This window comes from Nocardia sp. NPDC049220, assembly GCF_040647855.1.
Classification (GTDB): Bacteria; Actinomycetota; Actinomycetes; order Mycobacteriales; family Mycobacteriaceae; genus Nocardia.
Genome location: NZ_JBEZDA010000003.1, coordinates 280,474 through 295,168, shown reverse-complemented (window position 1 = coordinate 295,168; position 14,695 = coordinate 280,474). Strand labels below are relative to the sequence as shown.

General features: G+C 65.8%; 13 protein-coding genes. 7 read left to right on the top strand and 6 right to left on the bottom strand.

The window, feature by feature from the left end; genetic code table 11:
* The first annotated feature begins 354 nt into the window (after positions 1 to 354).
* The 4 genes from AB0C34_RS12900 to phoU all read left to right on the top strand — a co-directional run bounded on the left by AB0C34_RS12900 (position 355) and on the right by phoU (position 6,222).
* Positions 355 to 1,326 carry an acyl-ACP desaturase gene (locus AB0C34_RS12900; protein ID WP_357070699.1) on the top strand — a complete coding sequence of 324 codons (972 nt, stop codon included), beginning with the start codon at positions 355 to 357 and terminating at the stop codon, positions 1,324 to 1,326.
* A 663-nt stretch (positions 1,327 to 1,989) separates the two neighbouring features.
* Positions 1,990 to 3,132, top strand: coding sequence for a tRNA dihydrouridine synthase DusB (gene dusB, locus AB0C34_RS12895; protein WP_357071349.1), 1,143 nt, complete (start codon positions 1,990 to 1,992; stop codon positions 3,130 to 3,132).
* A 647-nt stretch (positions 3,133 to 3,779) separates the two neighbouring features.
* Positions 3,780 to 5,432 (top strand): LCP family protein, encoded by a 1,653-nt coding sequence (locus tag AB0C34_RS12890; RefSeq protein ID WP_357070697.1) that lies wholly within the window; start codon positions 3,780 to 3,782, stop codon positions 5,430 to 5,432.
* 130 nt (positions 5,433 to 5,562) lie between these two features.
* Positions 5,563 to 6,222: a phosphate signaling complex protein PhoU gene (gene phoU / locus AB0C34_RS12885; protein ID WP_357070694.1), complete on the top strand. Its 660-nt coding sequence runs from the start codon at positions 5,563 to 5,565 to the stop codon at positions 6,220 to 6,222.
* A 136-nt stretch (positions 6,223 to 6,358) separates the two neighbouring features.
* On the opposite strand, the gene pstB is transcribed toward phoU, so the two are convergent.
* The 6 genes from pstB to AB0C34_RS12855 all read right to left on the bottom strand — a co-directional run bounded on the left by pstB (position 6,359) and on the right by AB0C34_RS12855 (position 12,296).
* Positions 6,359 to 7,135 (bottom strand): phosphate ABC transporter ATP-binding protein PstB, encoded by a 777-nt coding sequence (gene pstB, locus AB0C34_RS12880; protein ID WP_357070691.1) that lies wholly within the window; start codon positions 7,133 to 7,135, stop codon positions 6,359 to 6,361.
* A 19-nt stretch (positions 7,136 to 7,154) separates the two neighbouring features.
* On the bottom strand, positions 7,155 to 8,057 hold the full coding sequence (gene pstA, locus AB0C34_RS12875) for a phosphate ABC transporter permease PstA (protein WP_357070688.1): 903 nt from the start codon (positions 8,055 to 8,057) through the stop codon (positions 7,155 to 7,157).
* A complete protein-coding gene (gene pstC, locus AB0C34_RS12870; protein ID WP_357071346.1) occupies positions 8,057 to 9,037 on the bottom strand; it encodes a phosphate ABC transporter permease subunit PstC in 981 nt (326 codons plus the stop codon). Before pstC ends, pstA begins: the two co-directional genes overlap by 1 nt.
* An 88-nt stretch (positions 9,038 to 9,125) precedes the next feature.
* Positions 9,126 to 10,238 carry a phosphate ABC transporter substrate-binding protein PstS gene (gene pstS / locus AB0C34_RS12865; protein WP_357070685.1) on the bottom strand — a complete coding sequence of 371 codons (1,113 nt, stop codon included), beginning with the start codon at positions 10,236 to 10,238 and terminating at the stop codon, positions 9,126 to 9,128.
* A 231-nt stretch (positions 10,239 to 10,469) separates the two neighbouring features.
* Positions 10,470 to 11,390 (bottom strand): mycothiol synthase, encoded by a 921-nt coding sequence (gene mshD / locus AB0C34_RS12860; protein WP_357070682.1) that lies wholly within the window; start codon positions 11,388 to 11,390, stop codon positions 10,470 to 10,472.
* A 141-nt stretch (positions 11,391 to 11,531) separates the two neighbouring features.
* A complete protein-coding gene (locus tag AB0C34_RS12855; protein ID WP_357071343.1) occupies positions 11,532 to 12,296 on the bottom strand; it encodes a response regulator transcription factor in 765 nt (254 codons plus the stop codon).
* Positions 12,297 to 12,581: 285 nt separating this feature from the next.
* On the opposite strand from AB0C34_RS12855, the gene AB0C34_RS12850 reads away from it, so the two are divergent.
* The 3 genes from AB0C34_RS12850 to AB0C34_RS12840 all read left to right on the top strand — a co-directional run bounded on the left by AB0C34_RS12850 (position 12,582) and on the right by AB0C34_RS12840 (position 14,679).
* A complete protein-coding gene (locus tag AB0C34_RS12850) occupies positions 12,582 to 13,382 on the top strand; it encodes an LmeA family phospholipid-binding protein (RefSeq protein WP_357070679.1) in 801 nt (266 codons plus the stop codon).
* Entirely contained in the window at positions 13,379 to 13,822 is a 444-nt protein-coding gene (locus tag AB0C34_RS12845; protein ID WP_357070676.1) for a thioredoxin family protein, read from the top strand. Before AB0C34_RS12850 ends, AB0C34_RS12845 begins: the two co-directional genes overlap by 4 nt.
* A 317-nt stretch (positions 13,823 to 14,139) precedes the next feature.
* On the top strand, positions 14,140 to 14,679 hold the full coding sequence (locus AB0C34_RS12840; protein WP_357071340.1) for a DUF4395 domain-containing protein: 540 nt from the start codon (positions 14,140 to 14,142) through the stop codon (positions 14,677 to 14,679).
* Positions 14,680 to 14,695 lie beyond the last annotated feature (16 nt).

Here is a 14,695-nt window from a genome sequence, read left to right as displayed (position 1 = left end):
CCTGCTCAGCGGGCTGTTCGGTCGTAAAAGCGAGCAGGCCCCGACTGGTAGTTCCGGCTTGTCCGCGACGGCGAAGACACGCTATTCCGACACGCTGTGCGATACGACATACCGGTCTGACGGACCTCGACCCGCGGCGATAGTCCACTCATTACGGTTCGAAGCCATACAATCGTGGTGATCGCCGAGCGTCGCCGAACGCCGAAGAGGCGTAAGACCCGCATCACGAAGGCATCAGTTGTCTAACAGATGCGTTTCACATCACACCTACGGTGACGTAAGGTATGGCCGCATCGGCATCGCTTTACCGTGGGGACGACCTGCACGACCGGACACACACTGAAGGGTTCATACATGGCAAGGGATCTGACTCAACTCGAGCTTCTGACGGAGTTGGAGCCGGTTGCCGCAGAAAACGTCAATCGGCACATCTCCTTGGCAAAGGAATGGCACCCGCACGACTACGTCCCGTGGGACGAAGGCCGCAATTTCGCCGCGCTCGGGGGCAGCGATTGGGACCCGGAGCAGTCGAATCTGAACGAGGTCGCGAAGGCGGCCATGATCACCAACCTGCTGACCGAGGACAACCTGCCCTCCTACCACCGGGAGATCGCTGAGAACTTCTCTCAGGATGGCGCCTGGGGCACCTGGGTGGGCCGCTGGACCGCGGAGGAGAACCGGCACGGCATCGTGATGCGTGACTACCTCGTGGTCACTCGTGGCGTCGACCCGGTCGCCCTCGAAGAGGCCAGGATGATCCACATGACCAATGGCTTCGCCTCGCCTACCGAAGCCGATGCCGGATTCTTGCACTCCGTCGCGTATGTCACGTTCCAGGAGCTCGCCACCCGCGTCAGTCATCGCAACACGGGCAGAGTCTGCAACGATCCGATCGCCGACCGCATGTTGCAGCGCGTCGCAGCTGACGAGAACCTGCACATGATCTTCTACCGCAACATGTGCGGCGCCGCCCTCGACCTGACCCCGGACCAGGCTCTCGAGGCGATCACCCTGATCCTGGAGAACTTCCAGATGCCTGGTGCCGGCATGCCCAACTTCCGCCGCAACGGCGTGCTCATGGCCAAGCACGGCATTTACGACCTGCGCCAGCACCTGGAGGAAGTCGTCCAGCCGGTGCTGAAGAAATGGAACATCTTCGAACGCACCGACTTCACCGCGCGCGGTGAGGCGGTCCGCGAGCGGCTCGGCCTCTTCCTGGAGAAGCTGGCCAAGGATGTGATCAAGTTCGAGGAGCAGCGCGACCGCATGCTCGCCCGCGAAGCCGCCAAGCGTGAACGCGAGATGGCGGGCAGCTCCGCAGGCTGACCGCGCGACCCCTGGCACAACAGCGCCGCCGTCCGTCCGGACGGCGGCGCCGTGCGTTTACCGTGCTGGTTCGCCGGCGACGGTCGCCTCGGGCATCCTGCGCCGGGACTGCGTGGCGCAAGATGCCCGCACGGGTGATCGAGGAGCCTTGTGACCGTCCGTGCCGCAGCCGGCACTATAAATACCGCGCAGCACCACTCGGCGAGGCGCCGTCGGACCGTCGACCGGTGCGCGCTGAGCGCCTCCCATGCGCTGTCAATCGTCGGTCGTGCCGATCATTCTGCTTGAAATATGATGCGCCACAACGTCGTTTCTGCCGGTCCGCGGACCCAGACAGGATGACGGGGCAACCGATCGGCAAAGCACTCGAATTCGTTTCTGATCCGATCCAGCAGGCCGGTGCGCGCGGGACACGAGACCGGATGCGCGCCCGGTCGATCAGACCGACCGCCCACCTCACCATCGACACGGCCCGCGCGGCACTGTGCTGCCACAGCCCCCTTCGCGCAGTACCCGCCGATAGCGCGCGCACGAACAACCGGGACGTGGTCCGGAACATTCGTTCGCGAACGTCCGACATCCGCTCCGGGTCGGTCATGGCAGGAAGCCCACTACCCGGACACGCCGAGTTACGTGCGGAAATGAGACACTGTCGGCGTGACGATGACTACCGAGGCGACGGCAACGCTGCGGATCGGGTCCTATCCGGTCGATCCGCCGGTAGTGCTCGCGCCGATGGCGGGCATCACGAATCTGGCGTTTCGCAAGTTATGCCGGGAATTCGGCAGCCCGACCTCGATCTACGTCTGCGAAATGATCACCGCGCGCGCGGTGGTGGAACGCAACGAGAAGACCCTGCACATGATGTCGTTCGACGCGGACGAACATCCGCGGTCGATGCAGCTCTACGGCGTCGACCCAGCCACGCTCGGCGAGGCGGTCCGGATCATCGTGGGCGAAGGCTTGGCCGACCATATCGACCTCAACCTCGGTTGCCCGGTACCCAAGGTCACTCGGCTCGGTGGTGGCGCCGCGCTGCCGTACAAACGGACGCTGTTCCGGCGCATCGTGGCAGCTATGGTGGGCGCCGCCGAACCGGCGGGTGTCCCGGTGACCGTGAAATTCCGGATCGGCATCGACGACGAACACCACACCTACCTGGACGCGGGCCGCATCGCGGAAGCCGAAGGCGTGCGTGCGGTAGCGCTGCATGCCCGCACGGCCGCACAGCGCTACTCCGGCCAGGCCGATTGGACCGCGATCGCGCGGCTCAAGGACGCCGTCACCTCGATCCCGGTGCTCGGCAACGGCGACATCTTCTCCGCCGCCGACGCCGTTCGAATGATGGACGAGACCAACTGCGACGGCGTGGTCGTCGGCCGCGGCTGTCTGGGCAGACCGTGGCTGTTCGCCGAACTCCAGGCCGCGTTGCGCGGCGAGCCGCTGCCCGACACGCCCGACCTCGGCAGGGTGGGCGCGATACTGTACCGACACGGCGCGCTGCTCGCCGAGCATCTGGGCGAGGACAAGGCCATGCGCGATCTGCGCAAGCACATGGCCTGGTACTTGATGGGCTTCCCGGTCGGCGCCGACCTGCGTCGGGCATTCGCCACCGTCTCCAGTCTCACCGAACTGGAAGACCTCGTCGGACAACTCGATCCGACCGCGCCATTCCCGAAGGACGCGGAAGGTCCACGCGGCCGACAGGGCTCGCCGGGCAAGGTCGCCCTGCCGCACGGCTGGCTCGACGATCCGGACGATCCGGCGGTGCCACGCGGAGCCGATGTGATGCACAGCGGCGGCTAATCTGGCAATCTTTCAGCGAACTGAATATCCCAGCGGTACTGTGACCGGTTCGATTTCGCCTGGGGTGGCCCACCGTGGCGGAATCGTTATCATTGCGGCATCGGTGCTGCCGGTCGAATACGGCCCGAGGCGGAAAGCAAGACGAAAAGCGAGGTTCGTTGGTGGGTGACGATCGGCACGGGCATTCGCCACGGCCCGGAGGTCGCGCCCCGTGGGAGCGCTATCCCACGGAGGAATACCCGGAACGAGACGCGGCCCGAGCGCCCCGACGCTCGCGCCACCCTGAGGCACCACCAGACCATTCTTCCGCACCGCTGACAGTGCAGGATCTCGTCCAGAAGGTCGACAACGAGCGGGTCGGGCGCAGCGGGCGGCGCGCGGAGCCGCCACCGAACGCGAATCCGGCACCGAGCCGGGGGCGCCGAGCCGAGTCCGGCCCGATGGAAGCTGCGCGGCGGCCCGCCGAACCGGCCCCCCGTCGCCCACCGGACACCGCCGATCGCCGCGGTGCCGCGGCGGGCCCCCGACGCGCCCCTGACACGCCCGCGCCACGGCAGACCGGAGCTTCGCCGGTAGTGCAAGACATCACGGGCGAACAGGCGACTCAGACCGCACGCGGTACCGGCCGTCGCCCCAGCGAGCGCCCCGTGCCCGCACCGGCCGAAGAAGTCACCGACATTCTTCCCCCGCTCACCGAGCCCACCCGCGCCAAGCGCAAGAGTTCCGGCTGGCCCACCAAGGAAAGCGGCGCCGTACCCAAGGCCGTGGGCGCGCCAGCGCAAACGCGCCTGGAGGCCGCGCGCCAGCGCCGGGCCAAGCGCCTGCGCGCCGCGGGCCGAGCAGCGCTGACGGTGTCCGCCGTTATCGTCCTGCTGACCACCGGCGGTGGCTGGAGTTACCTGCGGTCCATCAACAATGGATTCACCCAGGTCTCCGCGATCGATAACAATTCGACCGACGTCGTCGACGCGGGCGCGCAACTCGGCGACGAGAACTTCCTGCTCGTCGGTACCGACACCAGGGCAGGCGCCAACGGGACGGTCGGTGCGGGCACGCTGGACGACGCCGAGGGCGCCCGCGCCGACACAGTCATGCTCGTGCACGTGCCCAAAGAGCGCCAACGGGTAGTTCTGGTCTCATTCCCGCGCGACCTCGACGTCACCCGCCCAGTCTGCGAAGGCTGGGACAACGACAAGGCCGACTACACCGGCGAGAAATTCCCCGCGGCCGCCGGTGACAAGCTCAACGCCGTCTACGCGCTGGGCGGGCCGAAATGCCTGTTCAACGTCATTTCCAAGATGACGGGGCTCAGCATCAACCACTTCGTCGCCATCGACTTCGCCGGATTCGAGTCCATGGTGAACGAGGTCGGCGGCGTCGAGGTCTGCGCGACCAAGCCGCTCATCGACGGAGAGCTGGGTACCGTTCTCGCGGGCGCCGGCAAACAGCGGATCAGCGGGGAAACGGCGCTGAACTATGTGCGAGCGCGCAAGGTCATCGGGGAGGAGCGCAGCGACTACGACCGCATCAACCGGCAACAGCGGTTCCTGGCCTCGCTGCTGCGCAGCACCCTTTCCAGCCGAATTCTTTTCGATCCAGGCAAGTTGAACGGTTTCATTCAGGCGTTCCAGAAGCACGCGTGGATGGATGGGGTCCAATCGAACGACCTGCTGATGTTGGGGCGGTCGCTACAGAAGGTGGATGCGGGCGCCGTGACCTTCCTCACGATCCCCACCGCGGGTACGACGTCTTACGGCAATGAGATCCCCCGTGAATCCGATATCAAGGCGATCTTCTCGGCTATTCGCGACGACCGTCCGCTGCCGGGTGAGAAGCCCGCGGTCACGGACACACCGTCGCCCGCCGCCCCTGCGCCCGCGCCACGCGTGATCGCGGTGGATCCGAGCACAGTGTCGCTGTTGGTGTCCAACGCCACCGAGATCCCGGGCATGGCCAACAAAGCTTCGACAAAGCTGAACAACCAGGGTTTCCAGATCTACAACACGGCTAACTATTCGCACGGCACCTCGTCGACCTCGAAGGTTCGCTACGCGGCGGGCTACGAAGCGGAGGCAGCCACGGTCGCCAGCGCGATTCCGGGCGCGACCTTGGAGCAGGCCACCGATCTCGGCGGCATCATCGAGGTGGTGCTGGGTACCGACTTCACGGGCACGGTGACGAGCCCGGTACAGGTCGGCGATCCGATCACCAATGTGACCATGAGCCCGTCCAGCGCGGCGCCGGTCACGCTGCCGTCCGACTTGGAGCACGTCAACGCTGCCGAGGAGGTTTGCCAGTAGCGACCGCCGCCTGAACTCGACGTATCCGCCGACGGTCGCGCCTGCGGCAATACGATCGCAAACCTCGGATACCCGGCCATTCACCCCGTGTTAGTGACTTGGTCAGCGCCGAGAACTAGGGTCTGACCTCATGCGTGTGATCTATAACGAGCGAATGGCAGATCTCGCCCATCTGCTGGGCGAGATGGCCGATCTGGCCGGGTCGGCGATGGACAGGGCCACCCAGTCGCTGCTCCAAGCCGACCTCGCTCTGGCCGAGCAAGTGATCGGCGAATCCGATCGGATCGCCGAGCTGATCCAGGACGCCGAAGAGAAAGCCTTCGCCCTGCTCGCACTGCAAGCGCCGGTAGCGGGCGATCTACGCCAAGTAGTGAGCGCGATCCAGATCGTCGGTGACGTCAACCGCATGGGCGCGCTCGCACTGCACGTCGCGAAGGTTACGCGCAGGCGCCATCCGAACCACGCGCTCCCCGAAGCGGTCAATGGCTACTTCGCCGAGATGGGCCGTATCGCGGTGAATATGGGCGCCGGCGCCAAGGAGGTCCTCGAGACCCGCGACCCCGAGCGCGCCGCCCAGCTGAACGAGGACGACGAGGCGATGGACGACCTGCACCGTCATCTGTTCACGCTACTGATGGACCGCGACTGGAAATACGGTGTCGCCGCGGCAGTGGACATCACGTTGCTCGGCCGCTACTACGAGCGCTTCGCCGACCACGCCGTCGAAATCGGCCGCCGCGTCATCTTCCTGGTCACCGGAGTCCTTCCCCCTGACCCTGACACCGAGTGATCGAGACTTCCGCGCAGTCGCGGATGACCGACTGTTCCACCGGCCAGACTTTCGGTTCACGTCGGCAATAAAAAGTCCTGGGCGGCTCGATACCCGCCCAGGACTTCATTGTCGCCAACGCTACTCGTCGAGCGAATCAGCCGAAGCGGCCCGAGATGTAGTCTTCGGTGGCCTTCTGGGACGGGTTGGAGAAGATCTTCTCGGTATCGTCGATCTCGATCAACTTGCCCGGCTTACCTTGAGCCTCCAGGTTGAAGAAGCCGGTCTGGTCACTGACGCGCGCGGCCTGCTGCATGTTGTGGGTGACGATGACGATGGTGAAGTCCTTCTTCAGTTCGGTGATCAGGTCCTCGATCGCCAACGTGGAGATCGGGTCCAGCGCCGAGCAGGGCTCGTCCATCAGCAACACGTCGGGTGAGACCGCGATGGCCCGTGCGATGCACAGACGCTGCTGTTGACCGCCGGAGAGGCCGCCGCCCGGCTTGTCCAGCCGGTCTTTCACCTCGTTCCACAGGTTGGCGCCGCGCAGCGAGCGCTCGGCGACCTCGTCGAGTTCCTTCTTGCCGCGCACGCCCTGCAACTTGAGCCCGGCGACCACGTTGTCTTTGATGGACATGGTGGGAAACGGGTTCGGCCGCTGGAACACCATGCCGATGGTGCGACGCACACCGACCGGGTCGATCTCGGTGCCGTAGATGTCCTCGCCGTCCAGCAGCACCGCACCTTCGACACGAGCGTTGGGGGTCACTTCGTGCATACGGTTGAGCGAACGCAGCACGGTGGACTTGCCACAGCCGGAGGGTCCGATGAAGGCGGTCACACTGCGCGGCAGCACAGTCAGCGAAACATCGGATACGGCATGGAACTTGGCGTAGTAGATGTTCAGATCTTTGACGTCGATCCGCTTGGCCATTTCGGTAATCCGTTCCGCTCTATCGGTTCCGCGTCAGCAGCCGGTTGAGGACTGCCGCCGCCAAGTACAGGAAGGCGATGATGAGAATGAGCGTCAGAGCCGCGCCCCAGACCCGCTCCCGTCCGGCGGCTTCGGGGTTGGCCAGCTCCTGGTAGATCAGCAACGGCAGCGACGCCATATTGCCGTCGAAGATGTTCGTGTTGATCGACTTGCTGTAGCCGACCAGCACCAGCACCGGAGCCGTCTCGCCCATCACCCTGGCGATGGCCAGCAGAATGCCGCTGATCATGCCGGGCAGCGCGGTGGGCACCACGATCCGCAGAATCGTCCGCCACTTGGGAATGCCGAGTGCGTAGGACGCTTCGCGCAATTCGTCCGGCACCAGTTTGAGCATTTCCTCGGTGCTGCGGACCACCACAGGCAACATCAGCAGCACCAAGGCGAGCGATACCGCCAACGAGCTCTGCGGGAAGCCCAGCGTCGCGATCCACAGCGCGAAGATGAACAGCGCCGCGACGATGGAAGGCACACCGGCCAGAATGTCGACCATGAAGGTCGTGGTCTTGGCCAGCAGCCCACGGCCGTACTCGACCAGATAGACCGCGGCCATGATGCCGAGCGGCACCGCGATAACCGTCGCGACCAGTGACTGCACGATCGTTCCGTAGATCGCGTGGTAGACGCCGCCCGCGAACTGGTTGGGCAGTACGCCTTTCATGGAGTTCTGCCACCAGTTCGCCCGGACCACCGCGTGGAAGCCTTTGCTGACCACCATGATCAACACCCAGCCCAACGGCACGAGCGCGATACCGAACGACAGCCAGACCAATCCGGTCGCGAGGTTGTTGCGCATCCGGCGCGCCATGCTCACCGTGCGGAAGGTCGGAGCTTTGATCGGTCGGTCCAACGTCGAGGTGGTCATCACCCGTTCACCCTTCCGCCCGCGGCGAACCGCGCCAGCGCATTCACGACGAAGGTCAACGCGAACAGCACGAAGCCTGCCGCGATATACGCTCCGGTCGGCAGCGGTTCACTGAATTCCGCCGCGGCCGAGGCGATTTTGGAGGCGAAGGTGTAGCCGCCGTCGAAGACCGACCAGTGTCCGGCCTGCGCGGCCGTCCGCAGCACGATCAGGACCGCGATCGTCTCACCGAGTGCTCGGCCGAGGCCGAGCATCGCGCCGGCGATCATGCCGCTTCGCCCATACGGCAGCACGGTCATCCGGACGACTTCCCATTTCGTCGCGCCGAGCGCCTGTGCCGCCTCGATGTGCGCCCGCGGCGTCAGAGTGAAGACCTCACGGCTGACCGAGGTGATGATGGGCAGGATCATCACGGCGAGAACGACGCCGGCCGTGAAGATGGTGCCACCGCTGGCGAGCGGAATGTTCCCGTCCGAGAACAGGAACAGCCAGCCGAGGGAGTCGTTGAAGAAGTTCTGTACCGGCTCCAGTCGCGGAGCCAGCACCAGAATCCCCCACAGACCGAACACGATCGAAGGTACCGCCGCGAGCAGATCGACCAGCACCGAGCAGGGCCGCGCGAGCGACTTCGGCGCATAGTGCGTCAGGAACAGCGCGATGCCGATGCCGATCGGAACAGCCAGCACCAACGCGAACAGCGAACTGAGCACCGTCACCATGAACAGGTCCCGGATACCGAACCGCAGGTGGTTGGCGTCCGAAGTGTTGAACTCGGCGCTGGTGAAGAAGTTCGCGTTATTCGCCAGCACCGAAGGCATCGCGCGGATCAGCAGGAATAACGCGATCAGGGCGATGGCGGCGACGATGATCGCGCCTGCCGTCGTGGCCAGCGAGCGGAAAATGATCTCCGCTCGCTGACTGTGACGGCGACCGCCGGTGACGGCCGTATCGGTGCTCGGCTTGCTCGGCTTGCTCGGCATGAGCGCAGTATCTCCGCCCAGCCGCTGGCCGGTCGAGTCCGGCTGGCCAGCGGCGGTAACTTCGTCGTGCACGGTCATGGGTATGCGATCAGGAAATGGCGTTGATGGCGGTGGTCAGTTTGGTCTTGAACTGCTCGGGCAGCGGGATGTACCCGGCCTCGTCCAGTCCCTGCTGTCCGTTGCCGACCGCAGTGGTCAGGAATGCCTTGACCGCCTTGGCCGTACCGGCGTCGCTGTACTTCGAGCACACGATCTCGTAGGTCGGCATCACAATTGGGTACGCGCCCGCCACCGACGGCTTGTAGAACGACGAGGTGTCGATGACCAGGTCGTTACCCTGACCGGAGATCTTCGCCGACTCGATCGCCTTGCCTGCCGACGCGACGCTCAGCGTCACCGGATCCTTGCTCGCCGAGGTGATGATCCGCGCGATGGACAGGTTCTGCGCCTTCGCGAAGGACCACTCGTTGTAGGTGATCGAGTTCTTGGTGCTCTTCACCGCGGCCGAGGTGCCTTCATTGCCCTTCGAACCCGCGCCGACGCCACCCGCGAACGCCTTTCCCGCGCCCTTGCCCCACGCACCCTCGGAAGCGGCGTCGAGATAGAGCTGGAAGTTGTCGGTGGTGCCCGACTCGTCGCTGCGGAAAAGCACCGCGATCGGCTCGGAAGGCAACTGGGCGTTCGGGTTCAGTGCCTTGATCTCCGGGGCGTCCCAGGTGGTCACGGTGCCGTTGAAGATCTTGGCGGCGGTCGGACCATCGAGCGCGAGGTCGGTCACGCCATCGATGTTGTAGGTGATCGCGACCGGGCCGAACACGGTCGGGAGGTTCCACGCGGCCGACGCGCAGCGCTCGGCGGCCTTGGCCGGCTCGTCCTTCTTGGCACTAAGCGGCGAGTCGGAGCCGCCGAAATCGGTTTGGCCGCCGAGGAACTCGCTCACACCGGCACCGGACCCGCTCGACGTGTAGTTGAGCGTGGCACCGTCACAATTCTTCTCGTAGGCGGCGATGAAACGCTCCACCGCGTTCTTCTGCGCCGACGAGCCGCTGGCCTTGAGGGCCTCCTTACCGCCACACGCGACATCCACCTTGGCCACGTTGCTCGTGTCGGTCGCACTGTTGTCGTCGCTGCCACAGGCGGCGAGCGCCATGGCGCCGACGGCCAGCACACCCACTAGGGCGCTGCTGCGCTTGAGATTCACTATTCCTCCGGAATCGCGTCCTACTCGTCCGGTCCCTCACCGGCCCGGACGGGTGCTGTGGTGCTGTTCGCGGGGAACTCGCGCACCAGGCAGCAGCATGTGCTGCCCTCACTCAACCTAAAGTCACGTGGTTGACAGTTCGACCAACCTGGATGAACGGTGAGTGAACAGCCCGGCGCTAATGCGCCTGGCGGGTGTGATGTCTGCCCCAGTATTACTCGGCGGGTACCGCTATTCGGCCTCCGCCACCGCGTAGGCGACGTCGATGTGCGCTGGGGCGAATCCGAGGCGAGTGTAGGTCCGCACCGCGGGGATGTTGTCGGCTTCGGTGTACAGCAACGCCTCGACGCGGCCGCTGTCGCGCAGGTGGCGCAGCCCGGCCACCGTGAGCGACCGGCCGATTCCACGGCCTTGCGCAGCCGGATCGATGCCGACCACGTACACCTCACCGATCGGCGGATCCTGCTCGTAATGCACCTTGGTCCAATGGAATCCGAGGACGCGACCGGGGTCGGCGGCGTCGACGGCCAGGAACAGGCCCTTCGGGTCGAACCACGACTCGGCCCGGCGAGCCTCGATGTCCCGTTCGGTCCAGCCGCCCTGTTCCGGATGCCAGTGGAAGGCGGCGTTGTTCACTCGCAGCAACTCCGCGTCGTCGGCGGGTCCGGCGTACGTGCGCAGTACTGTGTCGTCCGGCACGACCAACTCCGGGAGTTCCGGCGTCACCAGCGATCGCCGCATCTGCCACAACTCGCGTGCCGTGCGCAAGCCGAGCCGGGCCGCGACCGCCTTGGCCGCCGCCCGATCGCCATGGGCCCAGACTCGAGTACCCGGTCCGCCCGCCGCGAGCGCGCGGGCGACCACATCGGTTCCGATGCCGTGTCCGCGAGCGGGTGGGTCCACGGCCACTTCGGCCATCGCCGGGTGATCTCCGTGTGCCGGAACGAGATTCGCGTAGCCGACGAGCACACCCGCGCGCGAAGCGAGCAGATGGCGGGCGACCGCAGGGTCGGAGGAGGTCAGCGACAACACCGTCTGCTCGGAAACCGCGGCGACCCCGTCGGTGCCGGCGGCACGCTCGAGCAGGTCCCGAATCCCTCTCGCCGTCTTCGCGTCGGGCCGGTCGGTCCATTGTGTTGTCACGCCGTTCATCGGCCTCCGCTCCTCACGCCATCGGACCAAGTCCAGGTTATCTTTCGGGCAACGTCATCGAGGCGGCCCACATTTCCGGATGACCGAGCACGTACATTGCGGGCTGCCGCCACCACAGACCGCGCGGGAAACCGCCTCAGCTCACTGCGCCGAATTGTGGGTCGGTGCGAGCGGCGAGTCGTCTGCGGCCTCGGCGTCGCCATCCGAGAAACTGACCGGTTCGCCCTTTCCCGTGGCCCGGGACGGCCGCACCGCCTTGTAACCGACATTGCGCACCGTGCCGATCAGCGACTCGTACTCGCTGCCGAGCTTGGCACGCAAGCGGCGGACGTGCACATCGACCGTACGGGTGCCGCCGAAGAAGTCGTAGCCCCATACCTCCTGCAGCAACTGTGCCCTGGTGAACACCCGGCCCGCGTGCTGCGCGAGGTATTTCAGCAGCTCGAATTCCTTGTAGGTGAGATCGAGCGGGCGCCCGCGCAGCCGCGCGGTGTAGGTGCCCTCGTCGATCACCAGTTCGCCGAGGGTGATCTTGCCGGCGTTCTCCGGGCTCGCCACGCCGCCACTGCGCCCGACCAGCAACCGCAGCCTGGCATCGAGTTCGGCCGGGCCGGTACTCGGCAGCAGAATGTCGTCGAGGCCCCAGTCGGCGTTGACCGCGACCAAGCCACCCTCGGTGAGCACCGCGACGACCGGCACGGACGAACCGGTGCTGCCGAGCAGCCGACACAGGCCGCGGGCAGCGGCCAGATCGGTGCGCGCATCCACCAAGGCAACGTCCGCGGCGCCTGCCTCGAGCAGCGATGCCACCTCGGTGGGCGCCGGGCGCACGTGGTGCGCGAGCAACGCCAACGAGGGCAATACCGACTCGGGGTTGGGGTCGGAGGTAAGCAGGAGCAGCTCCACAGGCCCGCCTCCCATCTCGTAGCTCCGCGGACAACGGCAGCACCGCCGCAGCCACAGCGCCGATCACAGGTGATTGGATGCAAGATTAGCGCGTTACCCCGTATGACCACGCGTTCCGGGTGCTCAACCCACTCCGGGCGACTCCAGGGCACTGCACAGCGCGACGGCAGATATCGTGCCTACATGGGTAACTCACCGAGTACTGCCGAAACCCAGCCGCCACCCCGCTACGCAGTTCTCGCGGCACCCATGGTCGGCAAGAAATGCGGAGAGGTGGCCTAGCGCATGCGCAAGTTGATCATCGGCCTGCTGTGTTTGGCGGGACTGGCGGTCGTCGTCGACTTCGGCACCGCGGCATATTCGGAGTACCGCGTCTCGCGCGCGCTGCGCGACGGCGCGGATCTCACCGCCGACCCCGAGGTGACGATCCACGGCTTCCCGTTCATCGGCCAGGCTTGGGACAGCCGCTACGACTATGTCGAGATCCGGGCACGCGCGAAGCGACTGGACATTCCGGGCGAGATCGCGCTGGAGGCGACGTTGACCGGCGTGCGACTTCCGCTGGGCGAGCTGGTCGAAGGCAGCCTGCGCGGCGTACCGGTAGAGCGGGTGGACAGCAGGCTGCGGGTGGAACCGACCGAACTCGGCAGGCTGTTCAACATCCCCGATCTGCAGGTGCACTCGCGTCCGGCGGACAAGTCCGATGGAACCGGCGGGTCGGGTGGATCCGGCATGACCACGACAGGTGCGCTGGTACTCACCGGCACCCTGCCCGAGACCCCCGGAACCCAGTTCGGCGGCGAAAAGGTGAGCGTGCAGGCTGATCTGCTGCTCGACGACGACCAGGTGAAGATCGTCGCGACCGGCTTCTATCGCGGCGGCCCTGGCACCGAGCCAACGCCGGTCGCGGTGATCACCGAGGCGGATCGACCCGCTGTGCTCGCCCGGTTCACCCGTACCATCGACACCAAAGAGTTGCCGTTCGGAGTCCGGCCCACCAAAGTGTCCGCCCAGGGTGGACAGATCGTGGTGGAGGGCAAAGGCGTGAACGTCACGATCGACCTCGACCGATTGCAGCGACCATGATCCAGTTCATAATCCTGGCGGTGACATTGCTCGCCGCGCTCGCGGTAGGCATGGTGCTGCGCCGCCGAGAGGGCACGGTGCGCTCGGCGGCCGTCCTCGAGACCTCCGAATCGGCACGCGCCGAGCTGCTCGCGACCGTCGGCGTGACCGGTTCCGGTCCTGCGGTGCTGCATTTCTCCGCCGAATGGTGTGGGCCGTGCTCCGCCGTTCGCCGGGTAGTCGCCAATGTCACAGAGCAATTGGCGCACTCGGCACAGCCACCGCTGGACATCGAAGTCGACATCGATGCAGAACCGGCACTGGCGCGCGAGCTGAACGTTCTCTCGCTGCCCACCACTTTCGTCTTCGATGCCGAAGGCAGAGAGCGCTTCCGGATCTCCGGCGTACCCAAGGCCGCAGATCTGCACTCCGCGGTCGAACCGCTCACCGCGGCCGCCTGAACTGCGGCGACAAGCCCCCCTGACGGATGTGACGACCCCGGGGTCCATTTCTCCGGCCGAATTGGGTAAACTACTCCCGTGCTTGACAACCACGAGCTGATGCTCACCCGACGCCGCACAGTGGATCTGTGTCGGCTCGGTGGTTGTTGCTGCCTGTGCCGCTGATTGGTCGGCTTTCTCGGATTTCCTGACGCCGACCGCTGTCTGCCGCGTGCGTGATCACACGATCCCCCGGCAAGCTGGCAAATTTCCAGTCATTTGACATATTCAGCGCAGGAGTACGCCCAATGTCCACTCAGACCCGTAATAGTTCCCAAATTTCGTCCACTTCCGTCGATCAGGTCGATGTCCGCGGTCCTCGATTCACCGCCTGGATCACCACCGCTGTCCTCGTTCTGGTTCTCGTGGCCGCCGCGTTTTCGCCCGTCGTCGCCGCGGTGCTGATCGGAGTGCAGGCGGTCGTCTTCGCCGTCGGCGCCGCCGCTGGTCCGCGCCGTCACCCATACGGCCGGATCTACGCCACCTTCGTCGCGCCGCGCCGTGCCCCGACCAGCGAGACCGAGCCCGTGGCTCCGCTGCGGTTCGCACAACTGCTCGGCTTCGCCTTCGCGGCCGTCAGCTTGCTGGGCTTCGCGCTCGGCGTCACCGTCGTCGGCACGATATTCGCCGGCTTCGCCCTGTTCGCGGCGTTCCTGAACGCGGCGTTCGGGATCTGCCTGGGTTGCCAGATCTATCCGCTGGTCGCCCGCCTTCGTCGGACCGGTCCGATCGGCGGTGTTCGCGAGCCCTCGGTGGTTTCGCGAGCAGGCGCTTCCGGTTCGGACGCGCACACCGCCGGGTCCCCGGCATCGAACTGACCCTGCACGTCATCTC